Below are 25,242 nucleotides of genomic sequence, written 5' to 3'. Positions count from 1 at the left end.
GCGCCGGACGAAAGAGAGAACGACCGCATGAGCCGAGCCGCCACCAATCTGCAAATCGATTCCGCCCGCCTCTGGGGCTCCATCCACGAGACCGCGCAATTCGGCGCGACGGCCAAGGGTGGCGTGCGGCGGCTGACGTTGAGCAGCGAAGACAAGCAGGTGCGTGACTGGTTCCGCAGGGCATGCGAGGATGCAGGTCTCGAGGTGCATACCGACGCACTCGGCTCTCAGTTCGGCCTGCGCAAGGGCCGAGACATGTCGAAGCCGCCCGTCGGCATCGGCTCGCATCTCGACACCCAGCCGACCGGCGGCAAGTATGACGGCATCCTCGGCACGCTCGGCGCGCTGGAGGTGATCCGCACGCTGAACGATGCCGGCATCGAAACCGAAGCGCCGATCTGCATCGTCAACTGGACCAACGAGGAAGGCTCGCGCTTCGCGCCTGCGATGATGGCCTCCGCAGCTTACGTCGGCGATTTCACCACCGACGACATTTTGTCGCGCAAGGACGCCGAGGGCACCACCGTTGGCCAGGCGCTGGACAGTATCGGCTATCGCGGCGACAAGCCGGTCGGCTTCCAGAAGCTCGGCTGCTTCGTGGAGCTGCATATCGAGCAGGGCCCGATCCTGGAGGCCGAGGGCAAGACCATCGGCGTGGTCGATTCCGGCCAGGGCGTCCTCTGGTACGACGGCAAGATTTCAGGCTTCGAGAGCCATGCGGGCTCCACGCCGATGCCGCTGCGCCGCGACGCGCTGGCGACCCTGTCGGAGATCGTGCTGGCGATGGAGTCCATCGCGAAGAAGCTTGGACCGAACGCGGTCGGCACCATCGGCGAGGCCGTGATCGCAAACCCCTCGCGCAACGTCATCCCCGGCGAGATCGCCTTCACCATGGATTGCCGCAGCGCTGATGGCGCCATCATGGATGCGCTCGATCGCGATCTGCGGGCGGCGATTGCCGAAATTGCCGCGCGCCGCAGGGTCGAGGTGAAGATCGACCTGGTCTGGAGCAAGCCGCCGACGCATTTCGATCCCAAGCTGATCGCGGCGGTCGAGAACGCAGCCAAGACGCTCGGCTATTCCTCGCGTCGCATCACTTCCGGCGCCGGCCACGACGCCTGCAACCTCAACACCGTGATGCCGGCGGCGATGGTGTTCGTGCCCTGCAAGGACGGCATCAGCCACAACGAGCTGGAAGACGCGACGCAGCCGGATTGCGCCGCGGGCACCAACGTTCTCATGCATACCGTGCTGGCGATCGCCGGCGTCGCGTCCTGACCGGAGAGAGACATGCGCGGAGTTTTCGTCGACGCCAATGAAGCGCTTGCCGTGATCATGGAGCGGCTGGAGAAGCCTGGCGATCTCAAGGTGCGGATCCACAGGGATCCCGATATCAAGCCCGAGCAATACCCTGAGATCCTCGACGGCGCCGAGATCGCGATCGTCGATCACACCGCGCTGCCGACCGAAGTGGCGAAGAAATGTGCGGGGCTGAAGCACGTCGTGTTCCTCGGCACCGGCGCGCGCAGCTACATGAATCCGGAGGAGCTGGCAGAACTCGGCATCTCCGTCCATCTGATCAAGGGCTATGGCGACACCGCGGTCGCCGAATCCGCGATCGCGCTGATGTGGGCCTCGGCCCGCGGCATCGCCATGATGGATCGCGAGATGCGCGTCGGCAACTGGCTGCGCGAAGACGGCATGCAGCTCACCGGCAAGACGCTCGGCCTGATCGGCTTCGGCGGCATCGCGGCCGAGGTCGCACGCATCGCGTCCGGCAGCGGCATGAAGGTGATCGCCTGGAATCGCTCGCCGAAGAGCCATCCGGGCGTCGAATTCACCGATCTCGACAGCGTGCTGGCAAGGAGCGACGTCGTATCACTGCATTTGCTGCTCAACGACGAGACGCGCGGCATGATCACGCGCGAGAAGATCGCAAAAATGAAGCCGGGCGTCATCCTCATCAACACCGCCCGTGCCGCTGTTGTGGACGAGGCCGCCATGATCGATGCGCTGAAGTCAGGTCACATCCGCCATGCCGGGCTCGACGTCTTCAACATCGAACCGCTGCCCGGCGATCATCCGTTGACGAAGATTCCCAACGTGACGCTGTCGGCGCACTCGGCGTTCCGTACGCCGGAGGCGAGCGAGAACCTGATTGGCGCGGCGTGGGAGCACTGCCGCCGGATAGTAAGAGGATAAGAGCAACAATGGCCGACTATCGCACCATCAAGGCAGAACCGCTCACCAACGCCATCCGCGCCATCGTCAAGGCCGGCGGTTCCTCGGACCGCGAGGCCGATCTCGTGGCCACCAATCTGGTCGAGGCCAACCTCAAGGGCCACGACTCCCACGGCGTCGGCATGATCCCGCGCTATGTCCAGAGCGTCACCAACGGCGGCCTCGCCGTGAACGCGCACGTCAAGATCGTGCTCGACACCGGGCCGCTGCTCACGCTCGACGGCCTCACCGGCTACGGCCAGGTGATCGGCCACGAGGCGATGGAGCTGGCCGCCGAGCGCGCCAAGCAAAACGGCGTGTGCCTCGTCGGCCTTTCCAATTCGCATCATATCGGCCGTATCGGTCACTGGGCCGAGCAGTGCATCGACCACGGGCTGGTCTCGATCCACTTCGTCAACGTCATCTCCCGCCCAATCGTGGCGCCCTGGGGCGGCAGCGATGCGCGCCACGGCACCAACCCGTTTTGTGTCGGCATCCCGCGCCAGGGGAAAGACCCCATCGTGCTCGATTTCGCCACCAGCAGGATCGCGCAAGGCAAGACCCGTGTCGCGCACAACAAGGGCGTCGAGCTCGAGCCTGGCACCATCATCGACAATGAGGGCAAGCCCACCGTCAATCCCCGCTACACCGTGATCCCGCCGCATGGCGCGATCCTGCCGTTCGGCGAGCACAAGGGTTCGGGACTCGCGCTGGTGTGCGAAATCCTTGGAGGGGCACTCTCGGGCGGACAGGCGGTCAAGGGCCCGTCCGACGGCAAGCACAACGTCCTCAACGGCATGCTCTCGATCGTCATCGACCCGGGCAAGCTCGGCACCGCTGAAAACCTCGCGCGCGAGGTCGAGGGCTTTGTCGCCTGGCACACCGGCTCGCCGCCCGCCTCCGGCGTCGACAAGGTCAAGATCGCCGGTGAGCCCGAGCGCGAGACGAAGAAGAAGCGCCTGGCGGAAGGCATCCCCGTCGACCCGACCACCTGGCAGGAGATTCTGGAGGCCGGAAAGAAGTTCGGGCTGGATCAGGCGGCGATCGAGAAGATCGCCGGCTGATCCCGGCCACATGGCCGATCGCGCAGGAAGGTCTGGACTGCGGCGAAACTTCGCCACGCCCGCGGGACGGGTTTGAACCGGCCCGCGTTGTCTAGCGACAACGCGGATGTCCCGGCTCACATCCGCCCCCGAGGTTCTCATGTTCTCCCGTCTCGCAAAACTCGTCTCCGGCTCCGGCGCGCCGCCGCGGGCGGTCGACCTCTACCGGCATCGGCTCGCAATCTACGAGAACGAGCTTGGCGAGCCCGAGTACAGCTTCACCGACAGCGCGGAGCGCCGCATCGACATCCACGCCTTCGGTCGCGATTTCGTGCCGGTGTGCGAAGAGGGCTCAGACGAAGGCTACGTCCTACTGACCAACGGCATGAGCGAGCAGCGGATGCCAGGCGTGCGTGGCGACGCCAAGTTGCGGGCCGAGCTGATGTGGTACGTTCGCGAGCCGACGCCGGAGATATGTGCTAACCTGCGCTGGCTCGCGAATCTTCCGTTCATCGATGCGACTTGGTTCGGTTTCGGCCACCGCGTCGCGATGCCGACGCCGCCGGTTGCGGGGACGGAGTTTCAAACGTTCCTGTTTTTGACGCCGATCATCGGGCCTGACAAGAACATCTCCGAGGCGCTGGAGATCGCCGGCGATCCCGTGGAGCTTCTGACCGTGAACCTGATCTCGCAGCAGGAGCTCGCGCTGATAAAGTCCGAGGGACTCGATCCGTTTCTCGATCTGCTCGACGAGAATGACTATCCGCCGATCTTCGATCCGGCGCGAAAGTCTTACATGTAAGACGCGTTCTTCCTTCTCCCCTTGTGGGAGAAGTTGGCGCGAAGCGCCGGATGAGGGGTTCTCTCCGCGAGCAATTCTGTAACCAGCAGGTCTGCGTATGCAGAGAGAGCCCCTCACCCGTCTTCGATGCTTCGCATAGAATCCACCCTCTTCCACAAGGGAAGAGGGGAAGACAGCGAACTAATCCACCATATCCGCAACCGCCTTGCCGCAGGCCGTGGTGTCGGCATTGCCGCCGAGGTCCTTGGTGCGCAGCGTGCGTTCGGCGAGCGTGCGCTCGATCGCGTCGACGATCGATTTGCCGGCGACCTTCTCGCCGAGATGATCGAGCATCATCGCGCCCGACCAGATTGCACCGATCGGGTTGGCGATGCCCTGCCCCGCGATATCAGGCGCTGAACCGTGCACCGGCTCGAACACCGAGGGGAAATCGCCCTCGGGGTTGATGTTGCCTGACGGCGCGATGCCTATGGTGCCTGTGCAGGCCGGACCGAGGTCGGAGAGGATGTCGCCGAACAGATTGGAGCCGACCACGACGTCGAACCAGTCCGGATGCAGCACGAAGTTCGCGGTCAGGATGTCGATGTGGTACTTGTCCCACTTCACGCCGGGAAACTTCTTCGCCATCGCCTCAACGCGCTCGTCCCAATAGGGCATGGTGATGGAGATGCCGTTGGACTTGGTCGCGGAGGTCAGGTGCTTCTTCGGCCGCGACTGCGCGAGCTCGAAGGCGAACTTCAGGATACGGTCGACGCCCACGCGGGTCATCACCGTCTGCTGGGTGACGAACTCACGGTCGGTGTCCGGGAACATGCGGCCGCCGACGGAGGAATATTCACCCTCGGTGTTCTCGCGCACCACCCAGAAATCGATGTCGCCGGGCTTGCGGTTGGCCAGGGGGCACGGCACGCCGGGCATCAGCCGCACCGGGCGGAGGTTCACGTACTGGTCGAACTCGCGGCGGAATTTGATCAGCGAGCCCCACAGCGAGATGTGGTCGGGAATCTTGGCCGGCCAGCCGACAGCGCCGAAATAGATCGCATCGTGCTTGCCGATCTTTTCCTTCCAGTCGTCAGGCATCATCTGGCCGTGCTTCTCGTAATAGTCCCACGACGAGAAGTCGAAATGGTCGAAATGCAGGGAGACCCCGTGCTTCCTCGCCGCAGTCTCCAGAACGCGCAGACCCTCCGGCATCACTTCCTTGCCGATGCCATCGCCGGGAATGACCGCGATCCGGTATTGTTTCTTGCTCATCGAGAACGTCCCTCTTTGGTCCGGCAGCCGCCGCTTTTTTGACCGCACTGCAATGGACCAAACGCAGCGGCAGTGCAACGCTGCACTGCAATGTTGACCATGGCGCGGCCAAGCGCCTACTGATTTCATCCAGTTCCCCACCGAGCGAGTAACCTCATGGATCTGCATCTGCGTGGCAAGCGCGTCCTCATCACGGGAGCGTCCAAGGGCATTGGCGCCGCCGCCGCCGAAGCCTTTGCCGAGGAAGGCGCAAACCTTCTGCTCGCCGCGCGCAGCGGCGATCAGCTCAAGGCGCTGGCGGACCGACTGCGCTCCGCCCACCAGATTGATGCCACGACCAGCGTCGTGGACCTGCGCAAGCCCGAGGATCTGGCGCGGCTCGCCGGCGAAGCCGCCGACATCGACGTGCTCGTCAACAATGCCGGCGACATCCCCGGCGGCTCAATCGACAAGATCGACGAGGCGACCTGGCGGCACGCCTGGGATTTGAAAGTGTTCGGCTACATCAACCTGACGCGGCAGATCTACGCGCAGATGAAGGCCAAGGGCGGCGGCGTCATCGTCAACGACATCGGGGCGGCCGGCGAAAAGTTTGACGCCAACTACATCTGCGGCAGCGCCGGCAATGCCGCGTTGATGGCTTTCACCCGCGCGCTCGGGGGAAAAAGTCTCGCCGACAACATCCGCGTGGTCGGCATCAATCCCGGCCCCGTCGGCACCGATCGGCACGTCACCCTGCTCAAGACGCGGGCCAAGCATCAGTTCGGCGACGAGACCCGCTACAAGGAATTCCAGAAGAGCCTGCCGCTCGGTCGCCCCGCACATGCGCGCGAGATCGGTGACCTCATGGCGTTCCTGGCTTCGGATCGCGCCGGATATACGTCGGGCGTGATCTACACCGTCGACGGCGGCATCAGCGCAGGCTGGGGTTAGTTTTTCGTCATTGCGAGCGCAGCGAAGCAATCCAGAATCGTTCCGGGCTGACAGACTGGATTGCTTCGCTGCGCTCGCAATGACGAGACCTTTTACACGAGTAGGAGTAGAATAGTTGTCTCAAGACCTGACCCGCGAAAATGCCTGCGCCGTCGTCGACAAGCTGCGGTCCGGCGATGTCTCGCCGCTCGAACTGCTGGATGTGCTGGAGAAGCGCATCAGTGAGGTCGACGGCACGGTCAACGCGCTCCCGACCCTGTGCTTCGATCGCGCGCGCGACAACGCCAAGGCGCTGATGCGGAAGCCCGCTGGCGCGCGCGGGCTGCTCGCTGGCCTTCCGGTGCCGATCAAGGATCTGACCGACGTTGCAGGCGTGTTGAACACGCAGGGCTCGCCAATCTTCAGGGATAATATCCCCGCGAAGTCCGACCTCATGGTCGAGAATCTCGAAGCCAACGGCGCGGTCGTCTACGCCAAATCCAACACGCCGGAATTCGGCGCCGGCGCCAACACCTTCAACGAGGTGTTTGGCGCGACGCTCAATCCCTGGGATACGTCGAAATCCGCGGCGGGCTCTTCCGGCGGCGCGGCGGTGGCGCTGGCCACCGGCATGGCCTGGCTGGCGCAGGGCTCCGACATGGGCGGCAGCTTGCGCAGCCCCGCGGCTTTCTGCGGCGTCGTCGGCATGCGCCCGAGCATCGGCCGCGTCGCACATACACCAAAATCCGGCATCGATCGCAATCTCGGCGTGGTCGGTCCGATGGCACGCAATGTCGAGGATCTCGCGCTGCTGCTGGATGCCATGAGCGGCGACTACGCGGATGATCCGCTATCGCTGCCAACGCCCACGACCTCGTTCCTGTCGGCGGCTCAATCCGGCAAGAAGCCGAAGCGCATCGCCTATTCGCCCGATCTCGGCATCACGCCTGTCGATCCCGAGGTGAAGGCGATCACGCGGAAGGCCGCGGAACGCTTTGCCGAGGCCGGCGCCATCGTCGAGGAGGCGCATCCGGACTGGCGCGAGGCGCATGAATGCTTCCACGTTCTGCGCGCCTTCGATTTCGCAATCACCAAGGCCAATCTGCTCCGCACCAAGCGCGACCTGCTCAAGCCCGAGGTGATCTGGAACATCGAGGAAGGCCTCAAGCTCACGGTGGAGCAACTCGCGCGCGCCGAGGCCCAGCGCGTCGGCATGACCGCTCGAGCGGTCGAGTTCTTCAAGACCTACGATCTGCTGCTGACACCCACCACGATCGTGCCGCCCTTCCCGATCGAACACCGCTATGTCGCCGAATGCGCCGGCAAGAAGTTCGACAATTACGTCGAGTGGCTCGGTATCGTCTACGCGATCACGCTCGCATGCTGCCCCTCGCTGTCGCTGCCGTGCGGCTTCACGGCATCGGGCCTGCCGGTCGGCGTGCAGGTCGTCGGCGCACCGCGCGCGGACGCCCAGGTGATTGCCGGGGCGAAAGTGCTGGAGGATATTCTGGGCGTGCGTGGGACGACGCCGATCGATCCCAGGGTGAAGAAGTAGCCCACTCGCGTGCCCCGGACGCGGCGCAGCGCCTCTTCGGCGGTGCGCTGCAGAGCCGGGGCCCACGCCTCCACAACTTCCCGTGCATCTTTCTGGGTCCCGGCTCTGCGGCGCAGCGCTGATGCGCTGCACCTTGTCCGGGACACAAGACCTACCTTCCGCTCGTCGCCTCGAGGCTGCGGCTATAACGCGACATCGCGAAGCAGAAGATGAAATAGATCGCGGCGACGAAGATATAGACCTCGACCGAAAACTGCTGCCAGGCGGGATCGATGATGGCGGTCTTGGCCGTCGTCAGCAGATCGAAGATGCCGATGATGAGGACGAGGCTGGTGTCCTTGAAGAAGGCGATGAAGGTGTTGACCAGCGGCGGGATGACATGGCGGATCGCCTGCGGCAGCACGATCAGCCGGTGCTTGCGCCAGTAGGACAGCCCGAGCGCGTCGGCCGCTTCATATTGCCCGCGCGGCACCGCCTGAAGACCGCCGCGGATGACCTCGGCGAGATAGGCGCCCGCGAACAGGATGATCGCGATCTGGGCGCGGAGCAGCTTGTCGATGTTGAACCCACTGGGCATGAACAATGGAAACATCACGCTCGCCACGAACAACAGGCTCACCAGCGGCACGCCGCGGATCAGTTCGACATAGAGCACACTGAGAGAGCGGATCGCCGGCAGTTTCGAGCGCCGGCCGAGCGCGACAAGAATGCCGAGCGGAAAGCCGAATGCAAGCCCGAACGTCGCCAGGATCAGCGTCACCGGCAGACCACCCCAACGGTCCTGCGAGACGAAGGAGAGCCCGAGCACGCCGCCCCACATCAGCACGCTGATCAGCGCGAGCGCGCCGATCCAGAGATAGATGAGTTCGCGCCGCCAGAAGGCGCGACGAGTCGAGAGAAAATACAGCGCGATGAACAGCACCACAGACAGCGCCGGGCGCCACTGCTCGTCGAACGGATAGGTGCCGAACAGGATGAAGCGGTATTTTTCGGGAATGATCGCCCAACAGGCCCCGAGGCCGCGCACCGCGCGGCAGGCGCTGGAATCGTTCGCCGGAGTCAGCCACACGGCATTGGCAATGCCCCACTGAACGAAACTGAAAATGCCCTTGGCGAGCACCGCCAGCAGCACGATCGATAGAATGCCGTTCGGGATCGACGAGAACAGATTGGTGCGCAGCCAGCGCACCACCGGGTTGCCGATCTGGGGACGGCGGGCGGCGCGCGGTACGTCGGGGATATCGGCGATCACAGTCATGATCAGCGCTCCACCAGCGCGATGCGCGAATTGTACCAGTTCATGAAGAAGCTGATGGACAGGCTGATGGTCAAGAACACCGCCATGATCAGCGCGATCGCCTCGATCGCCTGCCCGGTCTGGTTCAGCGTGGTGTTGGCGATCGAGACCACGTCCTGGTAGCCGATCGCGACCGCAAGCGAGGAGTTCTTGGTCAAATTGAGATACTGGCTGGTCATCGGCGGCACGATCACGCGTAGCGCCTGCGGCAGGATGATCTGCCGCAGCATGAAACTGCGGCGGAGGCCAAGCGCATTGGCAGCGTCCCACTGCCCGCGCGGCACGGATTGGATGCCGCTACGCACGATCTCGGCAATGAAGGCCGAGGTGTAGGTGACGAGCGCGATCAGCAGCGCGAAATATTCCGGGGCAAGCGTCAGCCCGCCGACGAAGTTGAAGCCGCGCAGCTGCGGCCATTCGATTGTCCAGGACACGCGAAGCAGGATGGACACCAGCACCGGCAGCGCGAGGATGAAGCTCACCGCAAAGGGCCATACCGGCCGCAGCTTGCCGTCGCGCATCTGTTGCGCGACCAGCCAGCGGCGGATGAGATAGACCACGGCAAGACCGACCGCCGCCGTGCCGAGCACCCAAAGCTGCGGCGGGCCAAGCGGAATTGCGGGCAGGATCAGGCCGCGATTGGACAGGAACACGCCGTCGATCGGCCGCCATGCCGCGCGCGCGGCCGGCAGCGCCTGCATCAGCACGTACCAGAACAGGAGCTGAAGCAGCAGCGGGATGTCGCGAAGCGTTTCGACATAGACGGCGGCAAGTCGTGACAGCAGCCAGTTGGCCGACAATCGCGAGATGCCGATTAGCGTGCCCAGGATGGTCGCGAGCACGATGCCGATCACGGCGACGCGCAAGGTGTTGCCGACGCCGACAACGAAGGCCCAGAGGTAGGTGTCTCTCGGATTATAGGCGAGCAAACTGTCGGCGATGGGCATGCCGGCCTCGCGGCCGAGGAAGGCAAAGCCGGTCGTGATGCGGCGCGCCGAAAGATTGGTGACGGTGTTTGACCAAAGGAAACCGACAACGCCGACAACGATCGCGACCACCAGCACCTGCCAGAACAGGCCCTTCAGCTCTCGGGGGCCCCATGCGCCGAAGAAGCGGGGGCGGGGCGGCGGTCTCGGCGTGTCCGTGGTCACGGCGCAAAAATCCTTCTCGAGAGGCAGCGATTTCCGGCAGCGGCACGTCAACTGTTGCACCAATCAAAAAACCGTGCAACAAATGTTTCATGGCCGAGCCCGCGAAATCCTCGCCGCTGAGCGAACTGCGCATTGCATTGCCATCGCTGCCGATGCGACTGCAGGAGGTCGGCCGCTTCGTCGCCGCCAATGATTACGACGCCACCACCCGTTCGATGCGCGATCTCGCCGCGGAGGCCGGCGCCGATCCCGCAGCTTTCACGCGCCTTGCGAAAGCGATCGGCTATTCCGGCTGGGACGAATTGCGTGCGGCGCTGACGGAAGCGCGACGGCCGTCGCAGACCGCGCCCTTCTCCGGCCGCACCAGAAGCCGCCGGCCCGGCCCGAATGCTGATGTCGCACTCGTCACCCACAAGCTCGAGGCCGAGGCCGCCGGCCTTCCGCGGATCCCCGCCCAGCCGATTGCCGAGGCCGCACGCACCCTGCATGAGGCCAAGCGAATCTGGATCGCCGGCTATCGCAGCTGCCGCAGTGTCGCCGAGCTGTTGAACTACGAGCTGCGGCTATTCCGTCCCGAACAGGTGCAGCTCATCGGCGTGTCCGGCCCCGACGATCTCGATCTCGGCGCCTTCCGCCCTGGCGAGACCGTCATCGTCATCGGCTTCCTACCTTACACGCATGCGAGCGTCCGCGTGGCGCAAGCCGCCCATCGCGCCGGCGCAACGCTGATCGCCATCGCCGACAGCCTCTCGGCACCGATGGCCGAAGGGGCCGACCATGTCCTGCTGTTCGAGGCGGCCTCCTCTCCGGGCTTCTTCCCGAGCCTCACCGGCGCGATCGCGATCGCACAGTCGCTGGCGGCGGTGACGTTCGCGCTCGGCGGCGTCGCCGCGAAGAAGCGCCTGGAGCATACCGAGGCGCGGCTCGCTGCTGCCTCCACCTACGTTTCGGAGAAAGGTTGACCCATGGCCGCTCGCACCAGCCGCGTGCTGCATCGCTCGCTCCGCGAAACGCCGCCCAAGGCGATCGGCGGCGAAGGCATCTATCTCTTTGCCGAGGACGGTCGGCGTGTGATCGACGCATCCGGCGGCGCGGCGGTCTCGTGCCTCGGCCACCAGCATCCGCGCGTGATCGCGGCGATGGCGAAGCAGGCCTCGACGCTCGCCTATGCGCACACCGCTTTCTTCTCGTCAGAGCCCGCCGAAGCCCTCGCCGAGACGCTGGTCGGCCATGAACCCGGCGGCCTCGCCTATGCCTATTTCGTCAGCGGGGGATCGGAGGCGATCGAAGCCAGCATCAAGCTCGCGCGGCAATATTTCATCGAGCGCGGCGAGCCAGAGCGTCAGCATTTCATCGCGCGGCGACAGAGCTACCACGGCAACACGCTGGGCGCGCTGGCCGCCGGCGGCAACGCCTGGCGGCGCGCGCCCTATGCGCCGCTGCTCTCGGCCGCCTTCAGCCACGTGACACCGGCATTCGCCTATCACGAGAAGCGCGACAATGAATCCGATACACAGTTCGTGGCTCGGCTTGCGGCGGAGCTCGAAGCGGAGTTTCAGCGGCTCGGCCCCAACACCGTCGCGGCGTTTCTCGCCGAGCCGGTCGTCGGCGCCACCGCCGGCGCGGTGACGGCGCCGGACGGCTACTTCAAAGCGGTACGCGAAATCTGCGACCGGCACGGCGCGCTGCTCATCCTCGACGAGGTCATGTGCGGCATGGGCCGCACCGGCACCACGCACGCCTGGGAACAGGAAGGCGTCGCGCCCGACATCCAGGCGATCGCAAAGGGGCTGGGCGGCGGCTACCAGCCGATCGGGGCAATGCTCGCGAGCGGCAAGATCATCGACACCATCCGCGCCGGCTCGGGCGCCTTTCAGCACGGCCACACTTATCTGGCGCATCCCCTCGCCTGCGCTGCCGCACTGGCGGTGCAGGAGGTGATCCGCGAGGACGGCCTGCTCGACTGCGTCAAGGAGCGCGGCAGGCAGCTCGAACAGCGCCTGACCGAGCGCTTCGGCAACCACCGCCATGTCGGCGACATCAGGGGCCGCGGCCTGTTCTGGGCGATCGAGCTGGTCTCTGATCGCGCCAGCCGCACCTCGTTCGATCCCGCGCTCAAGCTCAATCAGAAGATCAAGGCGGAGGCGTTCGCCAATGGGCTCGGCTGCTATCCCGGCAGCGGCACCGTGGACGGTGTGCGCGGCGACCACTTGCTGCTGGCGCCGCCCTATATCGCCTCGGCCGACGAAATCGACCTGATCGTCGACAAGCTCGGCACGGCCGTCGACAACGTGTTGCGTAGTGTCAATCACTGAGGGGAGTAGCATGATGAGGAAAGTGGTTATCGCGGCGGGCGTGCTCGCTGCATCGACAATTGTAGCATCCGCCGCGACGCTCGACACGGTGAAGAGCCGCGGCACGCTGGTGTGCGGCGTCAGCGCCGGCTTTGCCGGTTTCTCGGCGCCGGACTCGCAAGGCAATTACAAAGGTCTCGACGTCGACTATTGCCGCGCGCTCGCAGCCGGCGTGCTGGGGGATGCCAGCAAGGTACGCTACGTCTCCCTGACCGCGCAGAACCGCTTCACCGCCCTGCAATCGGGCGAGATCGACGTGCTCTACCGCAACTCGACGCAGACTTACTTGCGCGGTGTGACGCTCGGCCTGCGCCAGGGTCCGATCAACTTCTACGACGGCCAGGGCTTTGTCGTGAAGAAGGACCTTGGCGTCAAGGAGATCAAGGACTTGAAGGGCGCTACCGTCTGCGTGGCGCAGGGCACCACGCACGAGGTCACGCTCGGCGATTACGGCCGCGCCAACGGCATCGACTGGAAGCCGCTGGTGTTCGACCGCGTCGACACCATGTACCAGACCTTCTTCGGCGGCCGCTGTGACGCCATGACCCAGGACGCCTCCGCGCTCGCGGGCGCGGTGACGACCGCCGCGCCGAACCCGGCCGATTACGTCATGCTGCCGCAGACCATCAGCAAGGAGCCGCTCGGCCCCTTCACCCGCAACGGCGACGAGGTCTGGAGCGACATCATCACCTGGCTGCATTACGGCCTGATCGAGGCCGAGGAGCTCGGCGTGACGCAAGGCAATGTCGACGACATGGCGAAGTCTCAGACCCCCGCGATCCAGCGCCTGCTGGGGGCCTCCGGCGATCTCGGTTCGCGGCTCGGGCTCGACAACAAATGGCTGGTCACCGCGCTCAAGGCCACCGGCAATTACGGCGAGATCTACGAGCGCAATGTCGGCAAGGCGAGCCCGCTCAAGCTCGATCGCGGCCTCAACGGCCTCTGGAGCAAGGGCGGCTTGATGTACGCGGTGCCGTTCAAGTAAATCACTCTCGTGTCCCGGACGCGCTGCAGCGTGCAACGCTGCGGCGCAGAGCCGGGACCCAGGAGGCCAACGGCTTCTGACTCTCTAAACGAATGGGCCCGGGCTCAGCAGCGCATCACTTCGTGCTGCGCTGCGTCCGGGGCGCGAGACTCTCCCAGGTAGTTAATCAATGACGACACCGCCTCGCATCGCCCTGATCCACGCCCTCAAGCACTCCATCGCGCCGATCGAAGCGGCGTTCGCCAAGGCTTGGCCGGAGGCGCGGCTGATGAACCTGCTCGACGACAGCCTGTCGGCGGATCTGGCCCGCGACGGCGTCCTGAACGACGCCATGACCGAGCGCTTCCTCGCGCTCGGCGACTATGCGGCGGCGACGGGGGCAAACGGGATCCTGTTCACCTGCTCGGCCTTCGGCCCCTGTATCGAGGCGGTGGCACGTGCGCATGCGCCGATGCCGGTACTGAAGCCGAACGAAGCCATGATCGCGCGCGCGGTGACGATGGGCAAGCGGATCGGCCTGCTCTCGTCCTTCCCGCCGACGCTGGCCTCGATGCCGCCGGAGTTTCCGGCCTCGGTCGAGATCGTTCCGAAGCTCGCTGAAGGCGCGCTGGCCGCGCTCGACCGCGGCGACCGCGCCACGCATGACCGGCTGATCGTCGAAGCATCAAAGGATCTGCGCGATTGCGACGTCATTGCTCTCGCACAGTTCAGCATCGCTTCGACCGCGCCGCTGGTTGCGGAAGCCACCGGCCGTCCCACCGTCACGACGCCTGACAGCGCGGTCGAGAAGTTGATGGCGCTGCTGAAGGCGAAAGCTTAGGCCCCGGGCTTTTTCGGTCGCCGCGCGTCCTTGATCGCCGCCGCGAGCGCGGCCTTCGTTTCGCTGACGAAATCCTCGACCAGCTCCTCGCGCGTGGCGTGCGCGGCCTCGCCGGTGAACAGGCCCTGCTCGGCCAGCATCACCACGCCGTGCAATGCCGCCCAGATCTTGAGCGCCTGACGTTCGCGCAAATAACCGACGGCAGGCGCTTCCAGGGCTTCGATCACGAGCGAAAAGGTCCTGCGCGTAGCATCGTGCAGCTCGCTGCCCTTGGCGGCGCACGCCACCGTGCGGGACGCGAACATCAAGCGGTAGATTCCGTCGCGACGCAGGCCGAATTCGAGTGTGGCCTGCGCCAGCCGCGACAGTTTCGATTGCTTCGAGGGCTTTGCCATCGCATCGCGCAGGATCGCGCTGAGCTGCCGGAACGCCTCCGCCGTCACCGCTGCAAGCAATGCCTCGCGATCGGCGAAATGACGGTAGGGCGCCGGCTGCGAGACGCCGAGCTGCTTGGCCAGCGCCTTGATGCTGATCGCCTCGGCCCCGCCATGCTCCGCCTCGCGCAGCGCAGCCTTGATCAGGGCGTCGCGAAGATCGCCATGGTGGTAGGTCTTCTCCGGCTTGCGGGCAAGTTGTGAGCGCATGTTGCGCGCGAGCCTATAAGTTTGCGCTTGACAGGGGAAGCCTGCCGCGAATGTAATATACTATAACTTTAGAAAGGCGGCAGCGCGCCGCTGACAAAATTCGATCAAGAGGAACGCGCCGCCCTTCGGGGCCCGCGCACCGACCGGGGATGCCGCCATGACTGAGCGACTGAGGGTTCACGTCGATCCAGACAAATGCCAAGGCCACGCGCGCTGCAAGGCGCTCGCGCCGGAATTGTTCGAACTCGACGAATACGGCAACGCCCACGAAGCCGGCGACGGCACGGTCCCGCCGGGGCTCGAGGACAAAGCCTGGCTTGCGAAATCCAACTGCCCCGAAATCGCGATCGATGTGATCGAGGAGTAGCGCGTCCTATCAGCGAATACGAGCCAAGGGATTCCTGCCATGTCCGACGTCAGTCCGCCCGCCCCCCATCCGCCCGTCACCGACTGGGTCCATGATTTCGATCATACCGATCCGCGATGGACGGAGGATCCCTTCCCGATCTGGGAGGAACTGCGCGCCGCGAGCCCGATCGTGCACACCGAGCGTTTCCTCGGCTGCTACATGCCGACGACCTATGAAGCGGTGCGTGAGATCGCCAACGACACCGAGCATTTTTCCTCGCGCCGCATCATCGTGCGCGACGTCCGCCCCGAGGTCGCGAGGAACGCCGCGCCGCCGATCACTTCGGATCCGCCCGTGCACAAGCCGGCCAAGCAGCTGCTGCTGCCTCCCTTCACGCCGGACGCGATGAAGAAGCTGGAACCGCGCATGCGCGCGATCTGCAACGAGCTGATCGACGGCTTCATCGCCGACGGCAAGGTCGACGCCGCCGGGCGCTACGCCAAGTATATCCCGGTTCGGGCCATCGCCCACATGCTCGGCATCCCCGAGAGCGACAGCGATCTCTTCATCAACTGGATCCACATGATCCTGGAGCTCGGCATCAAGGACGAGAGCAAGCTGCTCCAGGCCGTGCAGGAGATGAGCGCCTATTTCAGAACGCATATCGAGGAGCGAAGATCGAAGCCGACCGATGATCTGATCTCCTATCTGATGAATGCCCGGGACAAGGAAGGCCAGCCGCTGGAAGAGTCCCACGTCCTGGGCTCGCTGCGCCTGCTCTTGATCGCCGGCATCGACACCACCTGGAGCGCGATCGGCTCCTCGCTTTGGCACCTTGCGAAGACGCCGGGCGACCGCGAGCGACTGATCGCCGAACCCGGGCTGATCCCGACCGCCGTGGAGGAGCTGCTGCGCGCCTATTCCCCGGTGACGATGGCGCGCGAGGTCGTCAAGGAGACCACGATCTCCGGCTGCCCGGTCAAGGCGGGCAACATGGTGCTGCTGTCCTTCCCGGCCGCAAATCGCGACCCCGCGATGTTTCCGGATGCTGACAAAGTCGTGATCGACCGTCGCGAAAACCGGCACGCCGCCTTCGGCCTTGGTATTCACCGCTGCGTCGGTTCCAATTTGGCGCGCATGGAAATGCAGGTAGCGCTGGAGGAGTGGCTCAAACGCATCCCGGACTTCCGGCTCGATCCGGCAGGCACCGTGGCCTGGTCACAGGGAACGGTGCGCGGCCCCCGCCAGTTGCCATTCCTGCTCGGAAAGGCGATGTAGGCCTCTCCAGACAACGGAGAGGCCGGACGTGACTGACCAAGCAACCCACCCGGCCTCCGACCATATCGACATCGCCGACGCCAAGCGGCGGATCAAAGCGATCTTCATCGGCTCCATCGGCAATCTCGTCGAGTGGTACGATTTCTACGCCTACACGGCGTTTGCGCTCTATTTCGCTCCCGCGTTCTTCCCCGGCAACGATCCCGTCGTGCAGCAATTGAACGTCGCCGTCGTATTCGCGGCGACCTTCCTGATGCGCCCGCTGGGCGGCTGGCTGTTCGGCTATATCGCCGATCATTACGGACGGCGGATCTCGCTGACGCTGTCGGTCGTCTTCATGTGTTTCGGCTCGCTGATCATCGCGCTAACGCCGACCTATGCGACGATCGGGTTCGCCGCGCCGGTCATCCTCGCGCTTGCCCGGGTCATCGAGGGCCTGAGTCTCGGCGGCGAATATGGCGCCAGCGCCACCTATCTCAGCGAGGTCGCCGACCCCAAGCACCGCGGCTTCTATTCGAGCTTTCAATACGTCACCCTGATCGGTGGCCAGCTCACCGCAATCATCGTGCTGCTGCTCCTGCAGAAGGTATTCCTGACGCCCGAGGAGCTGAGGGCCTGGGGCTGGCGCATCCCCTTTGCAATCGGCGCGGCGCTCGCGATCTTTGCCGCGGTGATGCGGCGCGGCCTGCACGAGACGGAGGCGTTCGAGGAAGCCAGGAAGGTAGTAAAGCCGACCGGTTCGATCACCAACTTACTGCGTTATCCGCGCGAGCTGTTGCTGGTCGTCGGCCTCACCGCCGGCGGCACCGCGGCTTTCTACACCTTCACCACCTACATGCAGACCTTCGTCAAGCTTTCGGTCGGGCTGACGGAGGACCAGACCACCTTCGTGATCTTCGGCACGTTGATTTTCGCGACCATCCTCCAGCCGATCTACGGCGCGATCTCCGACAAGATCGGGCGCAAGCCGCTGCTGATCTTCTTCGGCGTCGCCGGCACGCTGGCGACCGTGCCGCTGTTGATGACGCTGAAGGAGACCAAGTCACCCTTTGTCGCGTTCGTCCTGATCTGCTGTGCCTGGCTGTTCGTCGCCGGGTACACCTCGATCAACGCGGTGGTGAAGGCCGAGCTGTTCCCGACCAATGTCCGCGCGCTTGGCGTCGGCCTGCCCTATGCCATCACCGTGTCGGTCTTCGGCGGCACGGCGCCGGCGATCGCGCTCTATTTCAAGAGTATCGGGCACGAGGAATGGTTCTATTTCTACCTCAGCGGCATCATCTGCCTGTCCCTGGTGATCTATGCTACCATGCGCGACACCAAGCATACTTCGGCAATGCATCGGCACGAGTAGACCATGTCTGACGAGACGCCATCCGACAGCAAGCTGACGCGCACCAAGGAGAAATGGGCGCGCGAGGGCCGCTTTCTCACCGGGAAGATCACGCGGCCGGAGGACCAGAGATTGCCGCCCGGCCAGCACCTCACCAAGGACTGGCCGGTGCTCGATCTCGGGGTGGTGCCGCCGGTGTCGCGCGACCGCTGGCGGCTCGACGTTTACGGCGCGGTCGAAAGTCCCGTGTTCTGGACATTCGCCGAATTCATTGCGCAGAAGCAGGCGCAGTTTACCTCCGACATCCATTGCGTCACCACTTGGTCGCGCTACGACAATGAGTGGGAAGGGCTCGCCACGCGCGAGCTGCTCGCGGCCTGCCAGCCGCGCGAGGATGCACGCTTCGTGACGCTGCATTCCCATGACGGCTACACCACCAACCTCGCGCTGGAAGACTTTGCCGCCGAGGATGCGCTGCTCGCCCATAGTTGGTCCGGCCAGCCGCTGACGGCGGAGCATGGTGGCCCGGTGCGGCTGGTCGTGCCGCATCTGTATTTCTGGAAGAGCGCGAAATGGCTCCAGGCCATCGAATTCCTGACCGGGGACGCGCCCGGCTTCTGGGAAGTCCGTGGCTATCATAACCGCGGCGATCCCTGGGCCGAGCAGCGCTATTCCGACGATTAGAATTCAAGCAGGAACGAGGGGAAGCCCATGCCGACGGAACGCTTTCAATTCACGGGCGAAGGCGGCCATCAGCTTGCTGCCGCGCTGGAGTTGCCGGACGGCGAGCCCGCGGCCTACGCGCTGTTTGCGCACTGCTTCACCTGCGGCAAGGATACGCTCGCCGCCAAGCGCATCTCGGTCGCGCTGGCCGCCAGGGGCATCGCGGTGCTGCGCTTCGACTTCACCGGGCTCGGCTCGAGCGAAGGCGATTTCGCCAATTCGACGTTCTCGTCCAACGTGGCCGATCTCGTGCGCGCAGCCGACCATCTGCGCGATGCCCGCAAGGCGCCATCGCTCCTGATCGGCCACAGCCTCGGCGGCGCCGCGATCCTCGCAGCCGCCGGAAGAATTCCCGAGGCCATGGCTGTCGTGACCATCGCGGCCCCATCCGATCCAGCGCACGTGACGGGCCTCTTTAGGGAGCATCTCGACAACATCCGCGCACAAGGCGAGGTCGAGGTCTCGCTTGCAGGACGCCCATTCCGGATCAAGCGGGAATTCCTCGACGACGTGGCCGAGCACGAACTGATGAAGGACATCACAGGGCTGCACAAGGCGCTGCTGGTGATGCATTCGCCCGTCGATGACACCGTCGGGATCGACAATGCGACCAAGATCTTCGTTGCGGCAAAGCACCCCAAGAGCTTCGTCTCGCTCGACCATGCCGATCATTTGCTCGCCAAGCCCGCCGACGCGCTCTATGCCGCCGACATGATCGCGGCCTGGGCCAGCCGCTATATCGACACGGCGCAGCGGTCGAAGACGATGGAACTCCCGGACGAGCCGCGGAGGGTCGTGGTGCAGGAGACTCGCAAGAGCAAATTCAACCAGATCATCACCGTCGGGCCGCATCGCCTCGTGGCGGACGAGCCGGTGTCAGCCGGCGGTGCAGACGCCGGCCCCGGGCCCTACGATTTCCTGCTCGCCGGCTTAGGGGCCTGCACCTCCATGACGATGCGGCTCTATGCCGACCGCAAGTCGCTGTCGCTCGATCGGGTCACGGTCACGCTGAAGCACTCGAAAATCTATGCCAAGGATTGCGAGGAGTGCGAGACGCGGGAAGGCATGCTCGACCAGATCGAGCGCGACATCGCATTCGACGGCGCTCTGGATGCCGAGCAGCGCAAGAAGCTAATGGAGATCGCCGACAAGTGCCCGGTGCACCGGACATTGACGTCGGAGATCCGCATCGTGACGAAGGCCGTGGATTAGCTCAAGCGGCCGGCGAGCCAGCCCCGGCTGGCTTGAGCGGCTGAACCCGCAGCACGCCACGCAAACCTGCGGTCGTGCCGAGCAGGATGCCGGCGAGCGCGACGAACGAGCCCAGCGCCAGGGTCGACACGCCCGTGAGCCCCTGCCCGATCGAGCAGCCGAACGCCATCACGCCACCGATGCCCATCAGCGCGGCACCGCTGCTCGAGCGCAGCATGTGGCGCGGCGAGGAATAGCCTTCAAGCTTGAAGCGGCCCGTCGCGAGTGCGGTGATCAGGCTGCCCGCGAACACGCCGGCGACCGTCGCAATGCCGAAATTGAGCGTCAGGCCGGTCGAGAGCATGGCGTATTGCAAGCTGTCGGCAATCGGCGCGATGAAGGTGAGCGAGGTGACCGGCACCGGATTGAAATCGTCGGCACCGAGATAGCCGGTGACGAACCAGCCGGCGGCGACGAGCAGGCCGACAATAACGCCTGCCGCGATCTGGCCCGGCGAGCGCCGGAACATCGGATGCGCGAAGGCAAACAGGATTAGCACGAGGACGAGCACGGCGGCAGCCAGCGTGCGCGACAGAGCTTCAGTTGGGCCAAGCCTCGCCAGCAGCGACGGCAGCGAATTGACGCTGACGGTGGTTTGCGAGGCCTGAACCAGCGCGATGCGCGCCGGTGCGATCAGCCCCTTGAGCGTCATCTGCGCGGCGATGGCGAGCACGGTCACGACGACGAAGGAGCGGAGGTTGCCGCGGCCAAGCAGCACCAGCGCACGCGAGCCGCAGCCGTTCGACAGCACCATGCCGTAACCGAACAGCAGGCCGCCGAGGAACAGTACCGGCACCGAGAAGCTCTGCTGCAGGTAGATCGACTTGCCGAGATCGGCCATGCCGTTTCCCGCAAGGAACTGGCTGGCGGCGATCGCAACCGCGATCGCCAGCGCATAGGTCCGCACCAGCCGCCCGTCTCCCTCCGCGAGCCAGCCGCGCATGCTGCTCATCAGGCAAAAGCCGCTGAGCAGGCCGACAGCGCCGTAGACGAGGCCGATGGCGAGACCCGCGAGGATGACGAGTTGGGTGGATTCCATGAGTTGTTCTCAGACCTCTCGCCGCACTCCGTCATTGCGAGCGCAGCGAAGCAATCCAGGCTGCCGCCGCGGAAAGACTCTGGATTGCTTCGCTGCGCTCGCAATGACGAGCTTCATGGCCGCAGGATCACCCTGTCGCGCGAGGAGCCGGCGACGGCGATATACGCCTCCTTGGCGCGCTCCAGCGGATAGATCGCGCTCGCGTTGATCGGAAACGGTTTCAGATGGCCGCTCGCAAAACCGGGTCCAAGCTCTCGCAGCACCGCGCCCGTCGCGGCCGAGGATAAACCCAGCGTATCGATGCCGACGTAAGTGTGCTGGCCGCGGTAGAATTCGAGGATGTTGAACTGCACGATGCGGTCAATCGCGGCGATCAGGATCTGACGGCCGCGCAAGGCGAGCGATTTGTGCGCGGCCTGGAAATAGGGATCGCCGACCGTGTTGAAGACGATGTCGGCGCCCTTGCCACCGGTCAATTCGCGCGCGCGCGTGGCGACGTCGATCGCGGACGCGTCGATCACCTCGACGGGGGCATTGGTGTGGCCATCGTAAGCTTCCGCCTTGCGCACCACGCCGATGACGCGCGCGCCTTGCCAGGTCGCGATCTGCACCGCGGCCTGGCCCACCTTGCCGTTGACGCCGAATACCAGGACGGTCTCACCGTACTTCGGTACGCCGGCGCGACGAAAGCCTTCCATCGCGGTGACGAAGGGCACGCCGATGCCGGCGGCCTCCTCCCACGACAATGTCTTCGGCTTCTCCACCACCGCGTCGGCTTCGACGACAAGATGGGTTGCATGGGTGCCGTCACGGCGGATGCCGAGGTCGCCGGAGGAGCCGAACATCTCGCGGCCGACGGTGCCAGCCGGCCCCTCGATCACCACGCCGGCATAGTCGCGGCCCGGTGTGCGCGGGAACACGGCATAGGGCATCAACCCGGTCGCCGCCTTCACGTCGGAGGGATTGACGGCGGCCGCCTTCACCTCGATCAGGACATCGTTCGGACCGCGCGTCAGCGTATGACGCTCGACCACCGGCGCGACCGCGGCAGCGTTCTCGGCCTTGGCATTGAGGCGCACACAGCGCGCTTCGACGGTTTTGGTATCGGCTGGCGACATGAAAAGACCCGCGATTTCTCGCGGGCCTTGTCGCCTTTGGGGCCGGTCAAGTCAATCGGTCGAATCAGTCCTTGGGCCGCTTGTCGTAGAGGCGTTTGGCCTTGCCGAGCGAGCGTTCCAGCGTGGCGGGAGCAACCACCTGCACCCTGGAGCTGATGCCGATGGTGTTCTTGATGTGGGTCGAGATCCGGTCGGCATGATCGAGCAGACCGCGGCCATCCCAGCTTTCGGATCTCGCTTCGGCGATGATGGTGAGCTCGTCCATACGGCCTTCACGGGTCAATTCCAGGATGAAGTGCCCGCCGCACCAGTCGGTCGCGAGCAGCACCTCCTCGATCTGGGTCGGAAACAGGTTCACACCGCGCAGGATGATCATGTCGTCGGAGCGCCCGGTCACCTTCTCCATGCGACGCATGCCCGGCCGCGCGGTGCCGGGCAGCAGCCGCGTCAGGTCGCGGGTGCGATAGCGGATCACGGGAAAGGCTTCCTTGGTGAGCGAGGTGAAGACCAGCTCGCCCTTCTCGCCGTCGGGCAGCACCGCACCCGTTTCAGGATCGATCACCTCGGGGTAGAAATGGTCCTCCCAGATGTGCAGGCCGTCCTTGGTCTCGATGCATTCCTGCGCGACGCCGGGGCCGATCACCTCGGAGAGACCGTAGATGTCGGTCGCGTCCATGTCGAAGGCGTCCTCGATCTCTCCGCGCATCGCATTGGTCCAGGGCTCGGCGCCGAAGACGCCGACCTTGAGCGAACACTGGCGCGGGTCGAGCTTCTGCCGCTTGAACTCGTCGAGGATCGCCAGCATGTAGCTCGGCGTCACCGTGATGATATCGGGCCTGAAGTCGTTGATGAGCTGCACCTGCCGCTCGGTCATGCCGCCCGAGATCGGCACCACCGTGCAGCCGAGTTTTTCGGCGCCGTAATGCACGCCAAGTCCGCCAGTGAAAAGACCATAGCCATAGGCGTTGTGAATGATCATGCCGGTGCGGCCGCCGGCGGCGCGGATCGAGCGCGCCATCACGTCCGACCAGGTCTCGATATCACGTTGCGTGTAGCCCACAACGATCGGCTTGCCGGTCGTGCCGGAGGACGCATGCACGCGCACCAGCTTTTCGCGCGGCACGGCGAACATGTTGAAGGGATAATTATCGCGCAAATCCGTTTTGACCGTGAACGGGAATTTCGCGAGATCGGAGAGCTCGCGAAAATCTGACGGATGCACGCCGGCCTCGTCGAAGGCCTTGCGATAATGCGCGACGTTGTCATAGGCGTGCTTCAGCGACCAGGCCAGCCGCTGCTTCTGCAGCACCATGATCTCGTCGCGCGAGGCGCGCTCATGCGCGTCCATCTCGGCGCTATAGGCGCTACCGCCTTCCTTGAGCCTCGTCAAAGCCATCTTCGTTTCCCACCATTGATTTGTTTTTTTTTGATTATCTATTTGTCTTGCGTCGGCAGCCACGTGCCGGGAATGACACGCGAGTGCCCGCGGAATTCTGCGATGACGGTCTCGCCCGCGGTAACACGCACGTCATAGATGCCGGAGCGGCCGCCGCGCGTGACCTCGCGTGCCTTCGCAACAAGGCGGTCGCCGAGCTTGCCCGGCTTGACGAAGGTGATCTGGCCCTGCGCGGCAACAACGCGATCGTTGTGCGAGTTGCAGGCAAAGGCGAAGGCGGAATCGGCCAGCGTGAAGATGAAGCCGCCATGGGCGATGCGCTGGCCGTTGACCATATCCGGCCGCACGTTCATCGCGAGCGTTGCGAAGCCGGGGCCAATCTCGACGATCTCCATGCCGAGCCCCTTGGAGGCATCGTCCTCCGCCCACATCGCCTTAGCGCAGGTGCGGGCAATATCCTCAGGCGACAGGGCCGCTTTGACGTTCACGCGCTTCTCCCGGCGAGATGTTGGCCCATGATGTTCTGCTGGTTGGCCGAAACTGTCAAATAATGCGACGCATTTGCATCGGCGGGATCTGATACGCCTGCTCAAACATGATCATAGTCGACGACGACCCGCTCCGACGACGGCTTGGCCTGGCAGGTCAGGACGAACCCGGCCTTCAGCTCCCACGGCTCCAGCGAATAGTTGATGTCCATCGGCGCTTGTCCTTCGACCAGCTTGGCGCGGCAGGTCGAGCACATGCCCCCCTTGCAGGCGAAGGGCAGATCGACGCCGGCGCGCAACGCGGCATCGAGGATCGCTTCGTCCTCGGCCACCGGAACGTCGCGACGCTTGCCGTCGATGATCAGCGAGGCGATCGCCTTCGGCGGCGCGTCGGGCGCAACCTCCTTCTTCGGCCGCGGCTTGCCGCCGAATTCAGAGACGAAGCGCTCGACGTGGATGCGGTCTTCCGCGATGCCGAGCTCGCGGCAGGTCAACTCGATATCCTCACTCATGCCGCGGGGGCCGCAAACATAGACATGATCGACGCTGCCCGCCGGCACCAGCGAGCGCAGCAGCACCCTCACCTTGTCGCCGTCGAGCCGGCCGTGCAGGATCGGGATGTCCTGCTCCTCGCCCGAGATGACATGGAAGATCGAGAGGCGATCGATGAAGCGATCCTTCAGCTCTTCGAGCGCTTCGAGGAACATGATGTTGTCGGTGGTTCGGTTGCCGTAGAACAGGAAGAAACGGCTGCCCGGCTCCCGCGCCAGCGTGCCCTTGACGATCGACAAGATCGGCGTGATGCCGGAGCCTGCGGCAAAGCCGACATGGATCCGCCCCGTATCGGCCGGCGCGACCACGCCGAAGCGGCCGGTCGGCGTCATTACGTCGAGTTCGTCGCCGCATTTGAGTTCATCGGCGGCCCAGTTCGAAAACGCACCGCCATCGACCTTCTTCACCGCGATGCGGATCTCGCCGTCGTCGGGGCCGGAGCAGATCGAATAAGAGCGGCGAACCTCTTCACCGTCCAGCATCGTGCGAAGCGTGAGATATTGCCCGGGCGTGAAGGCGTAATCGCCGGCGAGTTCGCCGGGGATGGCGAAGGTCATCGAAACGGCGTCGGAGGCCTCGCGGCGCAGATCGTTGACGGCCAGACGATGAAAGCGCGGTGCGGCTGCGGACATTATCGGCACCCTACATTGGTCTCACCGCCGTCATTGCGAGGAGCCCTTG

General features: G+C 64.8%; 24 protein-coding genes. 15 read left to right on the top strand and 9 right to left on the bottom strand.

Features of this window, described 5'->3' with window-relative positions; genetic code table 11:
• Positions 1-27: 27 nt before the first annotated feature.
• The 4 genes from C7G42_RS16205 (at position 28) to C7G42_RS16190 (ending at position 4,065) form a co-directional block, all read left to right on the top strand.
• Positions 28-1,278, top strand: coding sequence for a Zn-dependent hydrolase (locus C7G42_RS16205; RefSeq protein WP_106950444.1), 1,251 nt, complete (start codon positions 28-30; stop codon positions 1,276-1,278).
• A 12-nt stretch (positions 1,279-1,290) separates the two neighbouring features.
• Positions 1,291-2,202 carry an NAD(P)-dependent oxidoreductase gene (locus tag C7G42_RS16200; RefSeq protein ID WP_106949966.1) on the top strand — a complete coding sequence of 304 codons (912 nt, stop codon included), beginning with the start codon at positions 1,291-1,293 and terminating at the stop codon, positions 2,200-2,202.
• A gap of 8 nt (positions 2,203-2,210) precedes the next feature.
• Positions 2,211-3,284 (top strand): malate/lactate/ureidoglycolate dehydrogenase, encoded by a 1,074-nt coding sequence (locus C7G42_RS16195; RefSeq protein WP_106949965.1) that lies wholly within the window; start codon positions 2,211-2,213, stop codon positions 3,282-3,284.
• Between the two features lie 139 nt (positions 3,285-3,423).
• On the top strand, positions 3,424-4,065 hold the full coding sequence (locus tag C7G42_RS16190; RefSeq protein ID WP_106949964.1) for a suppressor of fused domain protein: 642 nt from the start codon (positions 3,424-3,426) through the stop codon (positions 4,063-4,065).
• 180 nt (positions 4,066-4,245) lie between these two features.
• Here the strand turns inward: C7G42_RS16190 and C7G42_RS16185 are convergent, their stop codons facing one another.
• Positions 4,246-5,319: a tartrate dehydrogenase gene (locus C7G42_RS16185; protein ID WP_106949963.1), complete on the bottom strand. Its 1,074-nt coding sequence runs from the start codon at positions 5,317-5,319 to the stop codon at positions 4,246-4,248.
• Positions 5,320-5,475: 156 nt separating this feature from the next.
• Here C7G42_RS16185 and C7G42_RS16180 point away from each other — a divergent pair, with 156 nt between their 5' ends.
• Together C7G42_RS16180 and C7G42_RS16175 are read left to right on the top strand one after the other, a co-directional pair.
• Positions 5,476-6,252, top strand: coding sequence for an SDR family oxidoreductase (locus C7G42_RS16180; RefSeq protein ID WP_106949962.1), 777 nt, complete (start codon positions 5,476-5,478; stop codon positions 6,250-6,252).
• Positions 6,253-6,367: 115 nt separating this feature from the next.
• A complete protein-coding gene (locus tag C7G42_RS16175; protein WP_106949961.1) occupies positions 6,368-7,786 on the top strand; it encodes an amidase in 1,419 nt (472 codons plus the stop codon).
• Between the two features lie 151 nt (positions 7,787-7,937).
• On the opposite strand, the gene C7G42_RS16170 is transcribed toward C7G42_RS16175, so the two are convergent.
• Positions 7,938-9,044 carry an amino acid ABC transporter permease gene (locus C7G42_RS16170; protein WP_106949960.1) on the bottom strand — a complete coding sequence of 369 codons (1,107 nt, stop codon included), beginning with the start codon at positions 9,042-9,044 and terminating at the stop codon, positions 7,938-7,940.
• A gap of 2 nt (positions 9,045-9,046) precedes the next feature.
• Entirely contained in the window at positions 9,047-10,234 is a 1,188-nt protein-coding gene (locus C7G42_RS16165) for an amino acid ABC transporter permease (protein ID WP_106950443.1), read from the bottom strand.
• An 89-nt stretch (positions 10,235-10,323) separates the two neighbouring features.
• Between C7G42_RS16165 and C7G42_RS16160 the strand changes: the two genes are divergently transcribed.
• The 4 genes from C7G42_RS16160 to C7G42_RS16145 all read left to right on the top strand — a co-directional run bounded on the left by C7G42_RS16160 (position 10,324) and on the right by C7G42_RS16145 (position 14,393).
• Entirely contained in the window at positions 10,324-11,196 is an 873-nt protein-coding gene (locus C7G42_RS16160) for a MurR/RpiR family transcriptional regulator (RefSeq protein ID WP_106949959.1), read from the top strand.
• A 3-nt stretch (positions 11,197-11,199) separates the two neighbouring features.
• On the top strand, positions 11,200-12,549 hold the full coding sequence (locus C7G42_RS16155; protein ID WP_106949958.1) for an aspartate aminotransferase family protein: 1,350 nt from the start codon (positions 11,200-11,202) through the stop codon (positions 12,547-12,549).
• 10 nt (positions 12,550-12,559) lie between these two features.
• Complete coding sequence (locus C7G42_RS16150; RefSeq protein WP_106949957.1) at positions 12,560-13,573, top strand: amino acid ABC transporter substrate-binding protein; 1,014 nt, start codon at positions 12,560-12,562, stop codon at positions 13,571-13,573.
• A gap of 169 nt (positions 13,574-13,742) precedes the next feature.
• Complete coding sequence (locus tag C7G42_RS16145; protein WP_106949956.1) at positions 13,743-14,393, top strand: aspartate/glutamate racemase family protein; 651 nt, start codon at positions 13,743-13,745, stop codon at positions 14,391-14,393.
• Here C7G42_RS16145 and C7G42_RS16140 read toward each other — a convergent pair.
• Entirely contained in the window at positions 14,390-15,037 is a 648-nt protein-coding gene (locus C7G42_RS16140; RefSeq protein ID WP_106949955.1) for a TetR/AcrR family transcriptional regulator, read from the bottom strand. The genes C7G42_RS16145 and C7G42_RS16140 overlap by 4 nt on opposite strands.
• A gap of 157 nt (positions 15,038-15,194) precedes the next feature.
• On the opposite strand from C7G42_RS16140, the gene C7G42_RS16135 reads away from it, so the two are divergent.
• Genes C7G42_RS16135 through C7G42_RS16115 form a run of 5 tightly spaced genes read left to right on the top strand, consistent with a single transcriptional unit; the run spans position 15,195 to position 19,929 of the window.
• The gene (locus tag C7G42_RS16135; RefSeq protein ID WP_007607931.1) at positions 15,195-15,404 is read left to right on the top strand and encodes a ferredoxin; all 210 of its coding nucleotides are present in this window, start codon (positions 15,195-15,197) and stop codon (positions 15,402-15,404) included.
• 39 nt (positions 15,405-15,443) lie between these two features.
• Positions 15,444-16,664, top strand: coding sequence for a cytochrome P450 (locus C7G42_RS16130; RefSeq protein WP_106949954.1), 1,221 nt, complete (start codon positions 15,444-15,446; stop codon positions 16,662-16,664).
• Between the two features lie 28 nt (positions 16,665-16,692).
• A complete protein-coding gene (locus tag C7G42_RS16125) occupies positions 16,693-18,015 on the top strand; it encodes an MFS transporter (protein WP_106949953.1) in 1,323 nt (440 codons plus the stop codon).
• A 3-nt stretch (positions 18,016-18,018) separates the two neighbouring features.
• Positions 18,019-18,678, top strand: coding sequence for a sulfite oxidase-like oxidoreductase (locus tag C7G42_RS16120; RefSeq protein WP_106949952.1), 660 nt, complete (start codon positions 18,019-18,021; stop codon positions 18,676-18,678).
• A 27-nt stretch (positions 18,679-18,705) separates the two neighbouring features.
• Positions 18,706-19,929 (top strand): bifunctional alpha/beta hydrolase/OsmC family protein, encoded by a 1,224-nt coding sequence (locus C7G42_RS16115; RefSeq protein ID WP_106949951.1) that lies wholly within the window; start codon positions 18,706-18,708, stop codon positions 19,927-19,929.
• Position 19,930: 1 nt separating this feature from the next.
• Here the strand turns inward: C7G42_RS16115 and C7G42_RS16110 are convergent, their stop codons facing one another.
• The 5 genes from C7G42_RS16110 to paaE form a co-directional block, all read right to left on the bottom strand.
• Positions 19,931-21,007, bottom strand: coding sequence for a YeeE/YedE family protein (locus C7G42_RS16110; RefSeq protein ID WP_106949950.1), 1,077 nt, complete (start codon positions 21,005-21,007; stop codon positions 19,931-19,933).
• 113 nt (positions 21,008-21,120) lie between these two features.
• Complete coding sequence (locus tag C7G42_RS16100) at positions 21,121-22,125, bottom strand: quinone oxidoreductase family protein (RefSeq protein WP_106949948.1); 1,005 nt, start codon at positions 22,123-22,125, stop codon at positions 21,121-21,123.
• Positions 22,126-22,189: 64 nt separating this feature from the next.
• A complete protein-coding gene (paaK, locus tag C7G42_RS16095; protein WP_106949947.1) occupies positions 22,190-23,521 on the bottom strand; it encodes a phenylacetate--CoA ligase PaaK in 1,332 nt (443 codons plus the stop codon).
• Positions 23,522-23,559: 38 nt separating this feature from the next.
• On the bottom strand, positions 23,560-24,009 hold the full coding sequence (gene paaI / locus C7G42_RS16090) for a hydroxyphenylacetyl-CoA thioesterase PaaI (RefSeq protein ID WP_106949946.1): 450 nt from the start codon (positions 24,007-24,009) through the stop codon (positions 23,560-23,562).
• A gap of 101 nt (positions 24,010-24,110) precedes the next feature.
• Positions 24,111-25,193: a 1,2-phenylacetyl-CoA epoxidase subunit PaaE gene (gene paaE / locus C7G42_RS16085; protein ID WP_106949945.1), complete on the bottom strand. Its 1,083-nt coding sequence runs from the start codon at positions 25,191-25,193 to the stop codon at positions 24,111-24,113.
• Between the last annotated feature and the right edge of the window lie 49 nt (positions 25,194-25,242).

The sequence above is a fragment of the Bradyrhizobium sp. MOS003 genome (genome assembly GCF_003020125.1).
Taxonomy (GTDB): Bacteria; Pseudomonadota; Alphaproteobacteria; order Rhizobiales; family Xanthobacteraceae; genus Bradyrhizobium.
The sequence above is the reverse complement of the archived record's forward strand: the minus strand, read 5'-3'. Positions and strand labels throughout refer to the sequence as shown.

What these genes read in the sequence shown, in the direction of transcription:
- C7G42_RS16205 (WP_106950444.1), top strand. Translation starts at nt 28, where the DNA reads ATGAGCCGAGCCGCCACCAATCTGCAAATCGATTCCGCCCGCCTCTGG.
- C7G42_RS16200 (WP_106949966.1), top strand. Translation starts at nt 1,291, where the DNA reads ATGCGCGGAGTTTTCGTCGACGCCAATGAAGCGCTTGCCGTGATCATG.
- C7G42_RS16195 (WP_106949965.1), top strand. Translation starts at nt 2,211, where the DNA reads ATGGCCGACTATCGCACCATCAAGGCAGAACCGCTCACCAACGCCATC.
- C7G42_RS16190 (WP_106949964.1), top strand. Translation starts at nt 3,424, where the DNA reads ATGTTCTCCCGTCTCGCAAAACTCGTCTCCGGCTCCGGCGCGCCGCCG.
- C7G42_RS16185 (WP_106949963.1), bottom strand. Translation starts at nt 5,319, where the DNA reads ATGAGCAAGAAACAATACCGGATCGCGGTCATTCCCGGCGATGGCATC.
- C7G42_RS16180 (WP_106949962.1), top strand. Translation starts at nt 5,476, where the DNA reads ATGGATCTGCATCTGCGTGGCAAGCGCGTCCTCATCACGGGAGCGTCC.
- C7G42_RS16170 (WP_106949960.1), bottom strand. Translation starts at nt 9,044, where the DNA reads ATGACTGTGATCGCCGATATCCCCGACGTACCGCGCGCCGCCCGCCGT.
- C7G42_RS16160 (WP_106949959.1), top strand. Translation starts at nt 10,324, where the DNA reads ATGGCCGAGCCCGCGAAATCCTCGCCGCTGAGCGAACTGCGCATTGCA.
- C7G42_RS16155 (WP_106949958.1), top strand. Translation starts at nt 11,200, where the DNA reads ATGGCCGCTCGCACCAGCCGCGTGCTGCATCGCTCGCTCCGCGAAACG.
- C7G42_RS16150 (WP_106949957.1), top strand. Translation starts at nt 12,560, where the DNA reads ATGATGAGGAAAGTGGTTATCGCGGCGGGCGTGCTCGCTGCATCGACA.
- C7G42_RS16145 (WP_106949956.1), top strand. Translation starts at nt 13,743, where the DNA reads ATGACGACACCGCCTCGCATCGCCCTGATCCACGCCCTCAAGCACTCC.
- C7G42_RS16140 (WP_106949955.1), bottom strand. Translation starts at nt 15,037, where the DNA reads ATGCGCTCACAACTTGCCCGCAAGCCGGAGAAGACCTACCACCATGGC.
- C7G42_RS16135 (WP_007607931.1), top strand. Translation starts at nt 15,195, where the DNA reads ATGACTGAGCGACTGAGGGTTCACGTCGATCCAGACAAATGCCAAGGC.
- C7G42_RS16130 (WP_106949954.1), top strand. Translation starts at nt 15,444, where the DNA reads ATGTCCGACGTCAGTCCGCCCGCCCCCCATCCGCCCGTCACCGACTGG.
- C7G42_RS16120 (WP_106949952.1), top strand. Translation starts at nt 18,019, where the DNA reads ATGTCTGACGAGACGCCATCCGACAGCAAGCTGACGCGCACCAAGGAG.
- C7G42_RS16115 (WP_106949951.1), top strand. Translation starts at nt 18,706, where the DNA reads ATGCCGACGGAACGCTTTCAATTCACGGGCGAAGGCGGCCATCAGCTT.
- C7G42_RS16110 (WP_106949950.1), bottom strand. Translation starts at nt 21,007, where the DNA reads ATGGAATCCACCCAACTCGTCATCCTCGCGGGTCTCGCCATCGGCCTC.
- C7G42_RS16100 (WP_106949948.1), bottom strand. Translation starts at nt 22,125, where the DNA reads ATGTCGCCAGCCGATACCAAAACCGTCGAAGCGCGCTGTGTGCGCCTC.
- paaK (WP_106949947.1), bottom strand. Translation starts at nt 23,521, where the DNA reads ATGGCTTTGACGAGGCTCAAGGAAGGCGGTAGCGCCTATAGCGCCGAG.
- paaE (WP_106949945.1), bottom strand. Translation starts at nt 25,193, where the DNA reads ATGTCCGCAGCCGCACCGCGCTTTCATCGTCTGGCCGTCAACGATCTG.